Consider the following 17,062-nt stretch of genomic DNA (forward strand, 5'->3'; position numbering starts at 1 on the left):
GCGACGTCGAGGCTTTCGATCGGCATTCGATCTTCGATGCGCTCGACGCAGAAAAACCTCGCACGGTATACTTCGGCATCTCAAAAACGAGGCGCGCGCTTCTGCCCGCGATGCGCGTCCGTGCTCCTTCTCGTTCCCTGCCGACATCGCCCATTGTGACTGCATGAAAACCTTGATCGCCCCTGCGCTCTTCGCGCTACTGCTTTCGGCGTCGCTGTTCCAGATCGTTCAGGCTCAAGAGACGCCCGACCCTACCGAAGACTATTCGTATCTCACGCGCCTGCATGTGCCGGATACCGTCGTGCAATGCGTCGCGGCCTTCGACCGCTGGGTCGAGAATGCGCCGAAGTACGACACGCTGATCGTGCCGGACCGCCGCGTGCTGTCCGCGAAGATCGACGACGACACGCCGATTCTGAGCCCCGCCAATCCCATTCCCGTCGACCAGGTGATCTTGATGCGCGCGTTCGCCAAGGCGCGCGGCAAGGCGCAATGGATGCGCGTCGATAGCCGGTGCGGCGTGCGCGACGGACAAGTGGTCGGCGTCTCGCTCACGCCGAACATGAAGCCGCAGATCGTGCGATGAACGGCTATGAGCGCCGTGGTTCATAAGCCCGCTTCGTAAATATTTCAGGCAACACTTTTGCTTACAAACGAACACGGCTTGTCATTTTGCTAACGGCTAAATTGGTTTCCACGGATTCACACGGAGAAACCCATGAAGAAGTTAGCGATTCTTGCAGTGCTGAGCGTGGTGTTGGGAAGCACGCTGTCGGGCTGCATTATCGTGCCCGATGGCGGCGGCTATCACCACCATCACGACTACTACCGCTAAGGCCGCAACCGTCTGACACGCTGCGAGTCGTCACAATACCAAGGAGCCAATCATGTTCGACAAGACAAAGAAGAGCCTGCTTATCGCGTCCGTTGCTGCTTCGCTGGGCATGGGCCTCGTGAACGTCGCCTCTGCCAACGTGCATCACGAGCATCACCATGCCGTGAAGATGGGCTGGCACGGCGATCGTTACTGGGACGGCCATCGTTATTGGCAGCGCGCGGAGTGGGAACGTCATCACGCGCATCACGGTTGAGCGGGCGGATTTGGCTCGATGGGAAAGCCGCAGCGCGTTGGGTGCTGCGGCTTCTTGTTTTTTGGCCGGTCGTTAGTGTACAAGACTGCGTTGGGGCCTATGCGATCTGATTGTTCCTCATGTCAATCAATCCCGTAACGGCACCCATCGCGCCGCCATGCCGATTCTGCAGAATATATTCTTGCTTCATGCGTGAGAACGATAGACCGACTGTTTCGATCGCGTAACCGCCATCAGCCGAAGGAAGGACCTTTGTGATCACCACATCGGACATCGTGATGCGATAGAACGTGAACGGCGATCCCCCCGCTTTGCGCATCGAAAGTTTAACTTCGCTTATGTGCTTTCCTTGGAAGCAGAACGCCGCGAGCGTCGGTGATGCGCAATCCATCTCGTGCTGAAACACGAGTTCGGACACTGAGGCTTTGCTTGCGCCGCCGCCGGAGCCTGACAGCATGCGTGCATCTTGTTCGATCAGGAACTGCCAGTGAATTACGTCGATGGCATTGAGGAAATCCGCATCTTGTGATTCGCCTTTGATGCCGTCGAAATGGATAAAGATATCTGAAGTCATTCGAGAAGTCCTGTAACACACGACGAACTGAGTCCGTGTGTGCGCGTTTCGTGCCTCTGTGCTCACCGGTGTTGCGTCGCGCGCCACCACTTCGCGACGCGCCACAAACAAAGCATGCCGATGCTCGCAACCATCCAGCAAAGAAGAAACGTTGCTAGAAGACTGGTGTCGATAATGTCTTCGATAGGTGGATCGTTAGCGCCAAACGCGGCCAATAGACGGCGCGTGGCGACGTCCATCCAATAAGGCATCTCGTCCTCACGGATTACGATGGCTCGGGTCAACCACACGCCCCCGATGACCGAGCCGATCATAAAGATGCCACCTAAGGCCGCGCGCCGTAGAAGGGTTGATGTACGCGGAGTCATCATCGAACCGTCACCGTGCCATATGCTTTCATCGAGGATCCTGGCACCGACAAAACTGGCGGCGAACGCCGAATGAATCGTTGTAACAGTTCGAATTCAGCGGGATTTACTAAAGTAATGCAGCCTTCGCTAAGTCCGCGTCGGCCTTCGGGATGCAAGCGAAAGTTTCGACGCGCGACGCCGTTTACCATCGTTACATCGCCGCTTTTCGGGTTCCACAGCGCGAACCATTTCGTGCGGTCGGTCGAAGCGATCGGTGAGAGGAGGTCGCGCATTCTCCCCAGCAGTCCACCGGATTGCCGGTCCACTAGATAATAGATCCCCGGCGGTATCGGACCGATGTCGGGCGTCTCAATCCGTGCCGGATTATCCCGGCCTTCCTTTTGACCCGAGAACGCCTCTACCGTTCCATACCCTTCACACACGAGCGTAGAAGTGCGGCGATTATTCAGAGTGAAAATGCAGCGAACCGGCATGCTCAAGACCTTGTTGCTTCGCGCACTGCGCTAAAAGGATGCGGCGTAGACCAACGGTTCCCGCAAGTCATCGCGCTGGCTCGGCTAGATAACGCGATTAGTTCTTGCGACAGCGCAGCCATCTCGGAGCTAATGAGCCGAATGTCAACGAACCGGGCACCGCGCAAGTCGCTACCCGCATCGGCCTCTGCGCACACATAAACGTCTTTAGGCATATTAAGCATTCCCTATCAATGCCGAAATCGGCGCTGCAAGGGTAGCGCTAACGAACAATGCTATGTATGGATTTCTGTCACGGCACCTGACGCTTGGGTCTAAACAGACATTGCGTGAATCGACTCATCACCAATTCTTCGGATCCCCGCCCAGCTCCTTGCACGTGTCATAGGCGATCGCCTGCAGCTTCGCCTGCCCGATCTGCCCGGAGAGCGCATAGCCGACGCGATCCGATGCCCAGTAGTACGTCGTGCGCGGACCGTCGCGCAGCATTCTGACCTTCGCGTCGTTGCGTGCGACGGTCGTCATGTACAGCGTGAGGCGTTCGCCCGATGCGTTCTGATACATGAATTGCGCAGCCGGCCCTTCTTCGCCCGGCAAAAGACGCCCGCCGACGAGCTCGAAGCCGTACTCCGCAAGCGACGGAATCGTGAGCGTCCGGTTGAGCCGCTTCGACAGCCAGTTCACGAGATGATCCTGCTGCGATGCCGCCACTTCCACCGCGTGGCGCTGCTCGGGCGCATACACCGCATAGGCGATATCCGCGCGCTCCGCGAAACGCGCACGTGGCTCGCCCAACGCGGGCAGCAGCATGTGCATGAGAAATCCGCACGCGATACCGACGACCAGCAGGCACGCAGCCAGCAGATAACGTTGCCTCGCGGGCGGCCGCATCACGACGATCTGCGGCTCCGCCTGTTCCGCCGCGAACAGCGCGCGCAACGCGTTGTCCTGCGCGCGATAAGCGGCCACTGTCGCTTCGCAGGCGGCGTCGTTCGCGATGCGCGCGGCGGTCGCGTCGCGTTCGTCGCCGGGCAACGCGTCGTCGATATAGGCGGAGAGCGCCTGCAACACGCGCTCGTTGTCGTCGGCCGGGCGGTCTTGATTCGTCATGAACGGCTCACCACTTTCAACGGCGCAGGACGCCCCTTCTCCTCGCCCAGCAAAACGCGCATATGTTCGCGCGCCCGCGAGAGGCGCGACATGACCGTGCCCGCCGGCACGTTCAGCACCTGCGACGCTTCCTGATAACTCATTTCCTCGACGCATACGAGCAGCATCACTTCGCGCTGCTCGACCGGCAGGCAGTACAGCGCGCGCTGCACGTCGCGCAGCACGAGGCCATCGACTTCGCCGCGCGGCGCGGCCATCTGCCGCCAGGGCGCGGTTTCATCGTCGACGGCAATATCGCGGCGTCCGCGCAACTGGTCGATATAGATGTTGCGCATGATCGTGAAAAGCCATGCGCGCAGGTTCGTGCCCGCGCGGAACATGCCGGCGCGGTTGAGCGCGCGTTCGGTGGCATCCTGCACGAGGTCGTCGGCCCACGCGCGATCGCCCGTCAGCGCGCGCGCATAGCGGCGCAACTGCGGGAGATGCGCGAGAAGATCGTGCTCGAAGTTCACGAGCGTGCTTCGGAGCGTTCTTCGATCAAGCGCCGGTCAGTGCTTCAAGGCTTGACCACGTGCCACACGTTGCGGAAGTTGTCGCCGTTCTTGTCGCCGGGCTTCGTGTCCTTGGCGAACCGGTACACGCGCTTGCCGTCGTAGGCCCATTGCTTGCCGCCGTCGGCGGATTCGGTGGTCCATTTGCCGCTCGGCTGGTCGGAGTCGCTCGCCATCGCAGCCGGCCACGCTTCTGCGCAGCCGCCGGTGCACGCGCTCGGGCTGCCCTTGGTGTCCTTGTCGAACGTGTAGAGCGTCATGCCGTTTTCGTCGACATACATGCCGTTGGCTTCCTTCGGCGCCGCAGCGAAAGCCGACGACGCGACGCAGGCAGCGGCGCTCGCGACGGTTACGGTGACGGCCATCCAAATGTGCTTGTTCATTTCATCTTCCTCGCAGAAAAAGTAGGTGGCAGTTTCCGCAGAACGTCTCGCGGCGCTGCGTTATTCCGCGGACGATGAAATAAACCGATGCGGCAGCGCCGACGCATCGCTGGTCAGCATTCGTGAGGTCATGCGTGATGCGTCGTGCGTCGTGCGTCGTGCGTCGTGCGTCGTGCGTCGTGCGTCGTGCGTCGTGCGTCGTGCGTCGTGCGTCGTGCGTCGTGCGTCGTGCGTCGTGCGTCGTGCGTCGTGCGTCGTGCGTCGTGCGGCTCAGGCGCCGGCGGCGGCCGCATCGCGCCAGCGGCGCGTATCGCGCAGCGGCGGCGCGCCGAAGAGCCGGCTGTACTCGCGGCTGAACTGCGATGCGCTTTCGTAGCCCACGCGATGCGCGGCCGTCGCGGCATCCGCGATATCGAGCAACATGAGCCGCCGCGCTTCCTGCAAGCGCAACTGCTTCTGATATTGCAGCGGGCTCATCGCGGTCACGGCCTTGAAGTGATGATGCAGCGACGACACGCTCATATGCACGTCCTTCGCAATGTCCTCCACGCGCAACGGCTGATCGAAATGCTGACGCAGCAGCTTGATGGCTTTCGCGATGCGCTGCGTCTGGCTGTCGTTGAGCGCAATCTGGCGCAGCCGCGCGCCCGAGCCGTTCATCAGCAGCCGGTACAGGATCTCGCGCTTGACGAGCGGCGCGACGATCGGCACGTCTTCCGGCGTGTCGATGAGGCGCAAGAGGCGCAGCACCGCGTCGAGCATCGACGTGCCGAGACGATTGACGAACAGGCCGCGCGAAGCGTCGGTCTGCGTCGCGGGCGGCAGGTTCTGGTCCTGAATCAGCGAGGTGATCTCTTCGACATCGAGGTCGAGCCGCAGGCCGAGATACGGCTCCGAATCGCTCGCGACCGTGACCTGGCCGATCACCGGCAAATCGACCGACGAAACGAGATAGTGCATCGGGTCGTAGACATACACGTCGTCGCCGACGATCACCCGCTTCGAACCCTGCGCGATGAGCGCCAGCGCCGGCGTCTGAATGCCCGGCTTCGGCCCGCCGGGATTCATCACGCGATGCAGGAACAGGCCCGGCACCGGCGTCTCCGTTGTGCCTTCGCAGCCTACGGTAAAGCGGTCGATCAGCGCGACGAGATCGAGACGCGCCTGATCGAGCGTGGAGTCGGATGAAACGCGGTGCGTTTCGCGGGAATGATCGTGAGCATCTTTGCCGGCGAGGCCGGGCGTGTCGTTCAGCGCCATGGTTTCCGAAAGGGACTCGAGCGTGGAAGAAGTCGACATAGCTTACTCGCGCGAGCGCGATCGTGCGCGCAAGCTGCCCCCGCGTTTGCAGGAACAGGCAAGGATTCGACAGGATCAGGCTATGAACGCCGCGCGTTGCCGGACGATACTGCATTGGCGGCACCGAACGCTCGTCGCTTTTTAGCGAACGCTTCACGCCTATCGTCCACTCGGGAGCAACCATGCGCTACAGGAAATTCGGCAACACCGGCCTCTTCGTCTCCGAACTGTGCCTCGGCACCATGACGTTCGGCGGCGGCGGCGGCATCTGGGACAACATCGGCCAGCTTCAGCAGGCGGACGCGGACAAGCTCGTCGGCCGGTCGCTCGACGCGGGCATCAACTTCATCGACACCGCCGATGTCTACGCCGACGGCCAGTCGGAAATCATCACCGGACAGGCGCTCAAGAACCTGAAAGTGCCGCGCGAGAATGTCGTCGTCGCGACGAAGATTCTGGGCGAAGCGGGCACCAAGAGCGTCAATTCGCGCGGCGCGTCGCGGTTTCACATCATCGACGGCGTGAAGGCCAGCTTGAAGCGCCTGCAACTCGATCACGTCGATCTGTATCAGATTCACGGCTTCGATCCCGCCACGCCGATCGAAGAAACCCTGCGCGCGCTCGATACGCTCGTGCAGCACGGCCACGTGCGCTATATCGGCGTGTCGAACTGGGCGGCCTGGCAGATCATGAAGGCGCTCGGCATTTCGGAGCGGCTCGGGCTCGCGCGCTTCGAATCGTTGCAGGCGTATTACACGATCGCCGGACGCGATCTGGAACGCGAACTCGTGCCGCTGTTGCAAAGCGAAAACGTCGGCCTCATGGTGTGGAGCCCGCTCGCGGGCGGCCTGCTCTCGGGCAAGTTCACGCGCGAAGGCGGCAAGGAAGAAGGCAGCCGCCGCTCGAAGTTCGACTTCCCGCCGGTGAACGTCGATCGCGCGTACGACTGCATCGACGTGATGCGCCGCATGGCCGAGGCGAAGAGCGTGTCGGTTGCGCAGATCGCGCTTGCGTGGCTCCTGCACCAGAAGGTGGTGACGAGCGTGATCGTCGGCGCGAAGCGTATCGAGCAGCTCGATGACAACATCGCGGCGACGAACGTGCGGCTGAGCGAGGACGAACTCGCCGCGCTCAACGAAGTGAGCCAGTTGCCGGCCGAGTACCCCGGCTGGATGCTCACGCGCCAGGGCGAATACCGCCGCAACCAGTTGAAGGAAGCGGCGGGCGAGTAAGTCTCGGGCCTGCGAGGGTAGCCGGCAGGCCGGTCAGATGATCGGCTTGCCGCCCGTCACCGCGATGGTCGCGCCGGAGATGTAGCTGCCCTCGTCCGAGGCCAACATCACATAGGCGGCCGCGAGTTCGGCGGGCTGTCCGGGGCGCTTCATCGGCACCTGCGAGCCGAAGTTCTTCACCTTCTCGGCCGGCATCGTGGACGGAATCAGCGGCGTCCAGATCGGGCCCGGCGCGACGCAATTCACGCGAATGCCGCGCTCGGCGAGCAACTGCGCGAGTCCGCCCGTGAAGTTCTGGATCGCGCCCTTCGTGCTCGCATACGCGATCAGGCCGGGATTCGGCGCGTCGGCGTTCACGGACGTCGTGTTCACGATCGCCGCGCCTTCCTTCATATGCGCGAGCGCCGCCTTCGTGATGCGGAACATCGCGCCGATGTTCGTCGAATAGGTCTTGTCCCACTCGTCGTCGCTGATTTCCTCGAGGCTGTCGTAGGTCATCTGATACGCCGCGTTGTTCACGAGTACGTCGAGCCGGCCGAACGCATCCGCCGTCTTCGCGACGATGTCGCGGCAATGCTGGCGATCCGTGATGTCGCCGGGCAGCAAGAGCGCCTTGCGCCCCGCCTGCTCGATCCAGCGCGCGGTTTCCTTCGCGTCGTCGTGCTCGTCCAGATAGGCGATGGCGACGTCCGCCCCTTCGCGCGCAAAGGCGATCGCCACCGCGCGGCCGATGCCGCTGTCGCCGCCCGTAATCAGCGCCGCTTTGCCGGCAAGCCTGCCGCTGCCCTTGTAAGTCTCTTCGCCATGATCGGGCTTCGGATTCATCGCTTCGGTCAGGCCCGGCGTGCGTTCCTGTTGCTGGTCGGCGAAAGGCGGCTTCGGATATGCGCTTGCGTCCATGTCGGTGTCCTCGTGTTGATGAGTCGGGATAAACCCTCGGTCAGCAAACACCGGACCCGGTTTGACGGGCCTTTGCGGCCGGTATCTCGATAATGGATAGGCGCTATCCGCTGTATCGCGTTGCGGCATATCGACGCGATGCCGACACTGTACGCACAACATCACGACGCAACGGAGACATTCATGCGTACTCAAGTCGGCATCGTCGGCGCGGGCCCGGCGGGGCTTCTGCTCTCTCACCTCCTTCATCTGCGCGGCATCGAATCGGTCGTGCTCGAAGTGCGCAGCCAGCAGGACATCGAATCCACCATTCGCGCGGGCGTGCTCGAACAAGGCACCATGGACCTGCTCAACGAAGCCGGCCTCGGCGCGCGGATGCAGGCCGAAGGCGCGCTGCATCACGGTTTCGAACTGGCGTTCGAAGGACAGCGGCGACGCATCGCGCTGACCGAACTGACCGGCCACTCGATCACGGTCTACGCGCAGCACGAAGTCATCAAGGATCTGGTCGCGGCGCGCCTGGCGGCGAACGGGGCGCTCAAGTTCAACGTGTCGGACGTGTCGCTGCACGACTTTGCCGAGAACAGCGACCGCAAGCCGCGCATCAAGTACCGTCACGAGGGACGCGACGAAGAGCTGGAGTGCGACTTCATCATCGGCTGCGACGGCTCGCAAGGCGTATCGCGCCAGTGCATTCCGGAGGCGGTGCGGCAGGACTATCAGCGCGTGTATCCGTTCGGCTGGTTCGGCATTCTGGTGGAAGCGCCGCCTTCGTCCGACGAACTCATCTACGCGCGGCACGACCGCGGCTTCGCGCTCATCAGCACGCGCTCGCCGGGCGTGCAGCGCATGTACTTCCAGTGCGACCCGAAGGACTCGGTGGATGCGTGGTCCGACGACCGCATCTGGGCCGAGCTGCACGCACGCGTCGATACGGCGGACGGCTGGCAGATTACCGAAGGGCGCATCTTTCAGAAGAACATCGTCGGCATGCGCAGCTTCGTTTCGACGCCGATGCAATCCGGCAAGCTGTTCCTCGCAGGCGACGCCGCGCACATCGTGCCGCCGACCGGCGCGAAGGGCCTGAATCTCGCGGTGTCGGACGTGCGCGTGCTGACGGCGGCGCTCATCGGCTACTACGAAAACAACGACGCGGCCGGGCTTGCGCGCTACACCGAGACCGCGCTCAAGCGCGTGTGGCGCGCCGAGCACTTCTCATGGTGGATGACGCGCATGCTGCACAAGCTCGACGACACGTCGCCTTTCGAGCAGCGGCTTCAAGTCGCCGAGCTGGAGCACGTGACGACGTCGCGCGCGGCGGCCACGGCGCTCGCGGAGAATTATGTCGGGAGTGTCGCGGTTTGAGTTGGCGTTCGCTTCGCTCGGCGCTGCGCTGGTGGCAAGGCGCTGGGCGGCAGTTTGATCAGCGGCTGTACTCACTCGGCAACCTGACGGCTGCTGCCCCCAATCACGCTCCCTCTCCGGCGAGGGCGCCCGGCATCCGCCGCGCGCCCTCCCGACTTCACAGCACCGCCACGACCCGCGCATCGCCTTCCACCGACGGCACCACTTGCCCGCCCACGCGCCGGAACGTGATGGTGACGTTCTTCTCGCCGATGCGCAGATCCCCGATCTCCAGCCAGTCGATGCCTTCGGGCAACTGCGGCCGGTCGACGCGAATCTCGTCGTTGACCGCGTCGATCGTCACGCCCAGACACGCCTCCAGAATCATGAACGGGGAGCCGGCTGCCCACGCCTGCGGCAGGCACGCTACGGGATACGCAATGGGCCGCTCGCCGCGTTGCCGCGTGAAGCCGCAGAAGAGCTCCGGCAAGCGCATGTCGAACGTGACAGCCGCCTCGAACAGCGATTGCAACAAGCCGACCGCCGCCCCGCGCTCGCCGTAGCGCGCAAGGCCGCGCGCGCAGATGGCCGAGTCATGCGGCCATACGGAGCCGTTGTGATACGACATCGGATTGAAGCGCGGCTGCCCGGCCGCCAGCGTGCGCACCCCCCAGCCGGTGTGAAAAAGCGCGGATTCCAGCTGCCGCGCGACCGCCTCGCCGCGCTTGCGCTCGACGAGATCGAATGCAAGCAGATGCCCCGCATTCGACGAGAGCACCCGACAGAGCTCGTTGCGCCCATCCAGCGCGATGCCGTAGAAGTCCATCTCGGGCATCCAGAACAGCGCCTCGACCCGTTCGCGTATGTGCTCGGCGCGCCGCTCGAACTCGGCAACGCGCTCATGCTCGCCGCGCTCGCGGGCAAGGCGCGCCATCGTGGAGAACGCCGTCGATGCGTAAGCCTGCACCTCCACGAGCGAGATCGGCCCGATGGGAAACTGGCCGTCTGCATGGAACACGGAATCATGACTGTCCTTCCAGCCCTGATTGGCAAGGCCGTATTCGGTCGCCCGCTGGTAGCTCAACAGACCATGCGGGTTTCGGTCGCAATGGCGGGCGACCCAGCCGGCGGCCAGTTGCAGCGCCGGCCAGATTTCGTCGATGAGCGCGCGGTCTCCCGTGCGCTCCGCATACGCGCCGGCAAGCACGATGAAAAGCGGCGTGCTGTCCACGCCGCCGTAGTACAACGCGAACGGAACTTCGCCCGTCGCCGCCATTTCGCTCTTGCGCGTCTCGTGCATGATCTTGCCGACTTCGGCGTCCCTGAACGCCGAGTCTTCGCGCGCCTGATGCGCAGCCAGAAAGCGCAGGACGCCGCGCGCAAGCGTCGGTTGCAGCCAGAGCATCTGAAGCGACGTGATGATGGCGTCGCGACCGAACGGCGTCGAGAACCACGGAATGCCCGCGTACGGGTACGGGCCGGTTTCGAGATCCGTGGTCAGCAAGCCGAGGTCCGCGAGCGAGCGGTCGATCCATTCGCTGAAAAGCGGATTGCTCGATCTGACGCGCGCGCCGGCACGGCGCTTGTCCCGCATGCTGCGGTGCGCATCGACGAGCGCCTCGCGGATGGCCGGGCGACCCGACTCCGGCGCGCATTCCGCGGCTTCCGCGGCGTTGCGCTTGCTCTCCTCGCTGGCGTCGTTCAGCGCGTGCGTGACCGCCGTGACCGACAGATACACCGAAATCGCCGTTTCCGACTGAATATGGAGCGCGTAGTCGGCGCGAGTCGGCGAGAGAACATCTGGCGCGGGCGTGAACTGAATGCGCGCGGTGCGCTCCACTTCGTCCAGCCCGATATAACTTAGTACGACTTCCCCGTTTTCGACTGCGGGCGGGCGCAAGGTGCCGCGCTTCGGTCGAATCGTGCCGCGCACTTCGAACATGTCGAGAAAGTCGGCGGCGAACGAGATGGAAAGCGGCACCGTCGACGGTTCCGTGCCGTAGTTCGTGAGCACGATGCTTTCGTGCAGCACGTGCCCCGATAGCACACGTTTGCGCTCGACGTGAATCACACCCTCCGGCGTGCGTGCCCCGCCGATGGGCGGCAAAGGCCGGTTCGTCAGATGCGCGGTGAATACGGCGTTATCGCTGGAAACGCTGCCCGATAGCAGCGAAGGCGCGCGGCCGCCGAAGGTCAGCACGAGTTCCGAGAGCACGCGGGTGTCGTTGACGAACAGGCCGTCGTCACGACCGCGTATGTCGCCGTTGGCGTCGTAGACGGCGAAGGTGTTGCCGGATTTGAGGACGAATTGCCGTTCGGTGGGCTGGTTGACGTTCTCCGTGGGAATGAATGCCTCGTCCGTCGCCGTCAACTGCTGCTGTTGCTGCTGTTGTTGTTGCTGTTGCGTCGGGTTCTGCGTCTGTTCCTTCGTATCCATTGCACCTTCCTGAAAGTGACGTGAAAGGGGCGCCCGATGGCGCAAAGTGGCGGTTCGCAATACGCCTTGAGCCGTTAGAGGCGAACGGCCGGCGGTTCACGCGCGGGTTCCGTGCAGCAGGTGAACCGCTGACCGGCTATCATCGACGGTTTTTCGACCCACCGACGCCTGTCCGGTTCTCCCCGCGCGCATGTTTCCGCATATCGACTTACTTTATTCCGCTTCCGGGTTGGCCGTCGGCTTTCTCGTCGGGCTGACCGGCGTGGGCGGCGGCTCGCTGATGACGCCGCTGCTCGTGCTCCTGTTCGGTATCCATCCCGCCACCGCCGTGGGAACCGACCTGCTCTACGCCGCCGCCACCAAAACCGCGGGAACGCTCGTCCACGGCCTGAAGGGGTCCGTCGACTGGCGCATCACCGGCAGGCTGGCGGCAGGCAGCATGCCCGCGGCCGCCGTCACCCTGTACTTCCTGAATCAGCACGGCATTACCTCGCCCGGCACGGCGCGGCTGATCCAGTTGATCCTCGGCACGGCGCTCCTGATCACCGCCGTCTCCCTCGTGCTCCGGCCGCAGCTCGCGCGCTTCGCTTACCGCAAGGGCCGCAGCCGCCCGGAACGGCCCGCGCGCACGGCGGCGTGGACCGTGCTGACCGGCGCGATTCTCGGCATGCTGGTTTCCTTCACCTCGGTGGGCGCCGGAGCTATCGGCGTGACCGTGCTATTGCTGCTCTACCCGCGCCTCGCCACCGTGCGCATCGTCGGCTCCGACGTCGCGCACGCCGTGCCGCTCACGCTGATCGCCGGCGCGGGCCACTGGATGATGGGCTCGGTCGACTGGTCGTTGCTCGTGTCGCTCCTCGTGGGCTCGATTCCGGGCATCGTGATCGGCAGCAATCTCTCGTCCAAGGCGCCCGAAGCACTGCTGCGCTACCTGCTCGCCGCCACCCTCGTTCTCGTCGGACTAAAGCTCGTGTTCAGTTGATGTTAGTCACGCGGCCCGGCGGTTTCCAGTCGGCCGAATGTCATAGGCAAAATCGCATGTTCCGGTTTTTTTGCTTATGCCGTTCGGCCGGGTTTCCGGCAGCCGGTCGATGCGGCATCATGCGCTGTCAGACCCAACGAGGCGCAGCGTCACGCGGCCGTCGTTGTTCTGCGTCGATCATCCGCGCGCCGGCAGGCGTGTGCATGCAACGAGGAGTCACGCGATGAAACCGAACGACGAGCCGAACGACAAGCCGAACATCGAGCCGAATCACGAACTTCCCGCAAGCCCTGACGCCCCCGCCGACCCGGCGCGGCGGCGCTTGCTGGCTGCGGGCGTCGGCCTTGCCGGATGGTCCCTCGGCGGCTGCAATCTGTTCGATCACAAGCCGGCCGCGCCGAAGACGGCGGCAGACCTTACGCTGGATCGCGCGCTCGCGGCGCATGTGCGCCAGATAGTCGTGATCTACGCCGAAAACCGCAGCTTCACGAATCTCTACGGCGACTATCCGGGCGTGCAGTATCCGCTCTCCGCAGTGACGTCCGCGCAGTACACGCAGTTCGACCGCGACGGGGTGACGCCCCTGCCCACGCTGCCCAAGATCTGGGGCGGCCTCGTGCCGCAGGCGCAGGAAGTGGACGGCAAGCGTTACGCCATTGCGGAACATCAAATCAGCGAACTGCCCAACGGCCCGTTCCGCCTCATGGACGCGCACGGCGACCCGCTTCCCAACAGCGTCATCACGCGTGATCTGGTGCATCGCTTCTATCAGAACCAGATGCAGATCAACGCCGGGCGCAACAACCAGTTCGCGGCGTGGGGCGACTCGGGCGGTCTCGTCATGGGCCACTACCGAAATTCGCCCGATACGCTGAAGCTCTGGGGCCTGGCGCAGCAGTACACGCTCTGCGACAACTTCTTCATGTCCGCATTCGGCGGTTCGTGGCTGAACCACATTTTCCTGATATCGGCGCAAGCACCCTTCTATCCGGACGCGAAAAACGGCCCGGCGGCGAAACTGCTGGCTGTCGTCGACGGCGACGACCCAGCCGGCACGCGTCTGAAGCTTGCGCCGGATTCGCCGAAGTCCGCGCTGGACGGCCCGCCGAAGTTCGTGCGCGACGGCGCGCTGACCGCCGACGGCTACGCGGTCAATACCATGTTCGCGCCGTATCAGCCGAGCAACGTGAAGCCCGCGCCCGGCGGCGACCCGCGCCTCGCGGATACGTCGAACGCGCTTGTCCTCCCGCCGCAAACCTACGCGACCATCGGCGACCGCTTGTCGGACAAGGGCGTTGACTGGGCCTGGTACAGCGGCGCGTGGCAATACGCGCTCGACCACCGCGACACGGGCGCGGTGCCCGACTTCCAGTACCACCACCAGCCGTTCAATTACTTTCGCAACTACGCGCCCGGCACCGCTGCCCGAGAACGGCATGTGCGCGATGCCGGCATCGGTGACGATCCTTCGACGAACAAACTGCTCGCCGATATCGACGCCGGCCGCCTGCCGGCTGTCACGTTCTACAAGCCGCAGGGCAATCTGAACATGCACGCCGGTTACGCGGATGTCGCCTCGGGCGACCGCCACATCGCCAATGTGATCGAGCATATCCGACGCGGCCCGCAGTGGCAGAACACGGTCGTCATCGTGACCGTCGACGAAAACGGAGGCTGGTGGGATCACGTCGCGCCGCCGAAGGGCGACCGCTGGGGGCCGGGCTCGCGCATTCCGGCGCTCGTCATCTCGCCGTTCGGGAAACAGGGCTATGTCGATCACACGGTTTACGACACGAACTCGATCCTGCGCTTCATCTCGCGCGTGCATGACCTTGCGCCGCTCGACGGCGTGGCCGCGCGCGACCGGGCGATGGCGGCCAACGGCGAAGCGCCGCTCGGCGATCTGACCAACGCGCTGGATCTCGCTTAGACCGAAGCCTGTTCAACCCACGCACGCGCCGAGATTTCGAGCAGATAGCCGTAATGCAGCGCGCCGACCGGCACGACGGCGCGCGCCGGTTTCCACTCGCCGAAATGGCGCGCGTAGATGTCGTTGAACGCCTTCCAGTGCTCGACGCCGACGAGATAGACCGTCACTTCGATGCAGTCCTTCAGCCCTGCGCCTGCCGCTTCGAGCACCGTTCGCAGGTTGCGCAAGGTCTGCTCGGCCTGCTCTTCGAAAGGAAGGTCGCCGGTGTGCGTGCCGTCTGGGCGCACGGGCAACTGGCCCGAGACGCAGATCAGATTGCCGGCTCGCGTCGCATGGCTGTAGTGGCCGGCGGGAATCGGCAGGCCGGGGGCGTTGATCGCTTCGATCGGTGGCATCGTGGAGTCCTGTATCGAGCGGGAGCAGCGGTGCCGTCACAGCGACAGCTTGCCCGCGAGAAAGTCGAGGAACGCGCGGGCGCGCGCGGCCATCGACTCGCTTTGGTAGTAGACGGCGCTGATCGGCTGGCGAACGTCGCGCAGCGCATCGTCGAGAATCGGGCGCAGGCGGCCCGCCTTGACGTCGGCGGCAGTCATGAAGTCGGCGAGACACGCAATGCCGCCGCCGTCGATTGTCAACTGCCGGATTGTCTCGCCGCTCGACGCTGAGATTGCGGGCTCAATGGTGACGGATTCCGCCTCGCGCCCTCCGCGCGTATTGCGCAGCGGCCAGTCGTTGAGACTTTCGGGCACCGTGAAGCCGATCAGCCGGGCGCGCATGAGGTCGTCGACGTCGCGCGGCTCGCCGTGTTCGGCAAGATAAGCCGGACTAGCCAGCACCCGCAAGCGGCTACTGCCGAGCGCGCGTGCGTGCAGCGTGGAATCCTGCAGCGCGCCAATCCGGATCGCGATATCGACACGCTGTTCCAGCAAATCGACGATGCGCTCGTTACTCGTCAGTTCCAGCGAAATATCCGGATATAGCGCGGCGAACGCTCTGACGTGCGGCACGACGCAATGAAGCATGAAAGGCGACGCCGCATCCACGCGCAGCCGGCCCGCCGGACGCTCGCGGCGTCGGGAAAGCGCCTCCTCGGCGTCGTCCATCGCGGCGAGTATCGCGCGGGCGCGGGTCAGGAACAGCTCGCCTTCGTCGGTGAGCTGCAGCCGACGGGTCGTGCGGCGCACGAGCGTCGCATCGAGTTTCTTCTCCAGCCGCGTCAGCGTCCGGCTCACGCCCGAGACCGTCTGTTGCAGGCGTTCGGCCGCCGCCGTCATGGACCCGCTGTCGACGACGGTCACGAACACGAGCAATTCGTCGGTATTGGTCTTCATGGCAGCGCGTCGATTATTGAATCGCAGTCAAGGTTGCTTTGAGACTAACACGCTTTTTGCGAAAGTCGAAACGGACGATACTGGGCGCACTGAATCAATCAATGGAGCAACGAATGAATATCTTTGTGACTGGCGCGGGCGGTTTCATCGGCGGATCGATTGCGGCGGGGCTCGTTCGTGACGGGCATCGCGTGCGCGGACTCATTCGCCGCGAAGAACAGCGCGATGCGCTGAAGCGCGCGGGCATCGAGCCGGTCGTCGGCAGTCTGGACGACAGCGCCCTGCTCGCCGATGAAGCTCAATCCGCCGATGCCGTCATCAACGCGGCGAGCAGCGATCATCGCGGCGCGGTCGAGGCATTGGTGCGTGCGCTCGAAGGTTCGGACAAGCCGCTGCTGCACACGAGCGGATCGAGCATCGTCGGGGATGGGTCGGGCGGCGAGGCGTCGGAGGACGTCTACACCGAGGCGCAGTTGCCCGAGCCGACCGCCGACAAGGCGCCGCGCGTCGCCATCGACCGTCTCGTGCTCGACGCAGCCAAGCGCGGCGTGCGCTCGGCGGTACTTTGCAACACGCTGATCTACGGACACGGCGCGATTCCGGACACGGCGAGCGTCCAGTTGCCGCGTCTCGAGCGGCAAGCGAAGAAGAGCGGCGTCGTCAGGCACGTCGGCCGCGGCTTGAATATCTGGTCGAACGTCCATATCGACGATGTCGTCGATGCGTACCGGCTGGCACTCGCGAAGACGCCGGCGGGCACGTTCTACTTCATCGAAAGCGGCGAAGCGCAGTTTCGCGACATGACGACCGCGATGGCGAAGGCGCTCGGCCTGCGCGGCCCGGAAGACTGGCCGCTGGAACAGGCGATCGAGGAATGGGGTTACGAGATGGCGTCGTACGGGCTCGGGTCGAACAGCCGCGTACGAGGCGAGCGCGCCCGCACGCTCCTCGGCTGGCAACCGAAGCGCACGTCGGTGATCGAGTGGATCGAGAAAGAGATGGTGCGCTGATCGTCACCACGCGGCCAAAATTGGCTTGACCAATTTCGGCCGCC

18 protein-coding genes are annotated in these 17,062 nt (G+C 64.0%); 7 read left to right on the forward strand and 11 right to left on the reverse strand.

The genetic code is table 11. The features are described 5' to 3' along the window. Positions 1-163 precede the first annotated feature (163 nt). Complete coding sequence (locus tag LDZ26_RS16680) at positions 164-586, forward strand: BspC domain-containing protein (protein WP_244849278.1); 423 nt, start codon at positions 164-166, stop codon at positions 584-586. 301 nt (positions 587-887) lie between these two features. Beyond that, the gene (locus LDZ26_RS16685) at positions 888-1,091 is read left to right on the forward strand and encodes a hypothetical protein (protein ID WP_244850335.1); all 204 of its coding nucleotides are present in this window, start codon (positions 888-890) and stop codon (positions 1,089-1,091) included. A gap of 97 nt (positions 1,092-1,188) precedes the next feature. On the opposite strand, the gene LDZ26_RS16690 is transcribed toward LDZ26_RS16685, so the two are convergent. The 7 genes from LDZ26_RS16690 to LDZ26_RS16720 all read right to left on the reverse strand — a co-directional run bounded on the left by LDZ26_RS16690 (position 1,189) and on the right by LDZ26_RS16720 (position 5,813). Further along, the gene (locus LDZ26_RS16690) at positions 1,189-1,665 is read right to left on the reverse strand and encodes a type VI secretion system tube protein Hcp (RefSeq protein ID WP_244849279.1); all 477 of its coding nucleotides are present in this window, start codon (positions 1,663-1,665) and stop codon (positions 1,189-1,191) included. A 62-nt stretch (positions 1,666-1,727) separates the two neighbouring features. Beyond that, positions 1,728-2,036: a hypothetical protein gene (locus LDZ26_RS16695; RefSeq protein ID WP_244849281.1), complete on the reverse strand. Its 309-nt coding sequence runs from the start codon at positions 2,034-2,036 to the stop codon at positions 1,728-1,730. Beyond that, complete coding sequence (locus LDZ26_RS16700) at positions 2,033-2,509, reverse strand: DUF2778 domain-containing protein (protein ID WP_244850266.1); 477 nt, start codon at positions 2,507-2,509, stop codon at positions 2,033-2,035. The genes LDZ26_RS16695 and LDZ26_RS16700 overlap by 4 nt, the downstream gene beginning before the upstream one ends. Positions 2,510-2,851: 342 nt before the next feature. After that, positions 2,852-3,619, reverse strand: a complete 768-nt coding sequence (locus LDZ26_RS16705; protein ID WP_244849282.1) for an anti-sigma factor — start codon at positions 3,617-3,619, stop codon at positions 2,852-2,854. Beyond that, positions 3,616-4,131, reverse strand: a complete 516-nt coding sequence (locus LDZ26_RS16710; protein ID WP_244849283.1) for a sigma-70 family RNA polymerase sigma factor — start codon at positions 4,129-4,131, stop codon at positions 3,616-3,618. Before LDZ26_RS16710 ends, LDZ26_RS16705 begins: the two co-directional genes overlap by 4 nt. A gap of 44 nt (positions 4,132-4,175) precedes the next feature. After that, entirely contained in the window at positions 4,176-4,553 is a 378-nt protein-coding gene (locus LDZ26_RS16715) for a hypothetical protein (protein WP_370650689.1), read from the reverse strand. Positions 4,554-4,823: 270 nt separating this feature from the next. Beyond that, on the reverse strand, positions 4,824-5,813 hold the full coding sequence (locus LDZ26_RS16720; RefSeq protein WP_244850270.1) for an AraC family transcriptional regulator: 990 nt from the start codon (positions 5,811-5,813) through the stop codon (positions 4,824-4,826). Between the two features lie 221 nt (positions 5,814-6,034). Here LDZ26_RS16720 and LDZ26_RS16725 point away from each other — a divergent pair, with 221 nt between their 5' ends. Further along, positions 6,035-7,084 (forward strand): aldo/keto reductase, encoded by a 1,050-nt coding sequence (locus LDZ26_RS16725; RefSeq protein WP_244849284.1) that lies wholly within the window; start codon positions 6,035-6,037, stop codon positions 7,082-7,084. A 33-nt stretch (positions 7,085-7,117) separates the two neighbouring features. Here LDZ26_RS16725 and LDZ26_RS16730 read toward each other — a convergent pair whose 3' ends face one another. Next, positions 7,118-7,984, reverse strand: coding sequence for an SDR family oxidoreductase (locus tag LDZ26_RS16730; protein ID WP_206468381.1), 867 nt, complete (start codon positions 7,982-7,984; stop codon positions 7,118-7,120). 183 nt (positions 7,985-8,167) lie between these two features. Between LDZ26_RS16730 and LDZ26_RS16735 the strand changes: the two genes are divergently transcribed. Beyond that, on the forward strand, positions 8,168-9,349 hold the full coding sequence (locus LDZ26_RS16735) for a 4-hydroxybenzoate 3-monooxygenase (protein WP_244849285.1): 1,182 nt from the start codon (positions 8,168-8,170) through the stop codon (positions 9,347-9,349). Positions 9,350-9,506: 157 nt separating this feature from the next. Here LDZ26_RS16735 and LDZ26_RS16740 read toward each other — a convergent pair whose 3' ends face one another. After that, positions 9,507-11,765, reverse strand: coding sequence for an amylo-alpha-1,6-glucosidase (locus tag LDZ26_RS16740; protein WP_244849286.1), 2,259 nt, complete (start codon positions 11,763-11,765; stop codon positions 9,507-9,509). Between the two features lie 190 nt (positions 11,766-11,955). Between LDZ26_RS16740 and LDZ26_RS16745 the strand changes: the two genes are divergently transcribed. Next, positions 11,956-12,747: a sulfite exporter TauE/SafE family protein gene (locus LDZ26_RS16745; protein WP_244849287.1), complete on the forward strand. Its 792-nt coding sequence runs from the start codon at positions 11,956-11,958 to the stop codon at positions 12,745-12,747. Between the two features lie 223 nt (positions 12,748-12,970). Further along, the gene (locus tag LDZ26_RS16750; protein WP_244849288.1) at positions 12,971-14,677 is read left to right on the forward strand and encodes an acid phosphatase; all 1,707 of its coding nucleotides are present in this window, start codon (positions 12,971-12,973) and stop codon (positions 14,675-14,677) included. Here LDZ26_RS16750 and LDZ26_RS16755 read toward each other — a convergent pair. Continuing rightward, positions 14,674-15,072, reverse strand: coding sequence for a RidA family protein (locus tag LDZ26_RS16755; protein WP_244849289.1), 399 nt, complete (start codon positions 15,070-15,072; stop codon positions 14,674-14,676). The two genes, LDZ26_RS16750 and LDZ26_RS16755, sit on opposite strands and share 4 nt — an antisense overlap. Positions 15,073-15,108: 36 nt before the next feature. After that, complete coding sequence (locus LDZ26_RS16760; protein ID WP_244849290.1) at positions 15,109-16,008, reverse strand: LysR family transcriptional regulator; 900 nt, start codon at positions 16,006-16,008, stop codon at positions 15,109-15,111. Positions 16,009-16,121: 113 nt separating this feature from the next. Here LDZ26_RS16760 and LDZ26_RS16765 point away from each other — a divergent pair, with 113 nt between their 5' ends. Continuing rightward, on the forward strand, positions 16,122-17,018 hold the full coding sequence (locus LDZ26_RS16765; RefSeq protein WP_244849291.1) for an NAD-dependent epimerase/dehydratase family protein: 897 nt from the start codon (positions 16,122-16,124) through the stop codon (positions 17,016-17,018). Positions 17,019-17,062: the final 44 nt, after the last annotated feature.

Origin of the sequence: Caballeronia sp. SL2Y3, assembly GCF_022879575.1 — a bacterium.
Classification (GTDB): Bacteria; Pseudomonadota; Gammaproteobacteria; order Burkholderiales; family Burkholderiaceae; genus Caballeronia.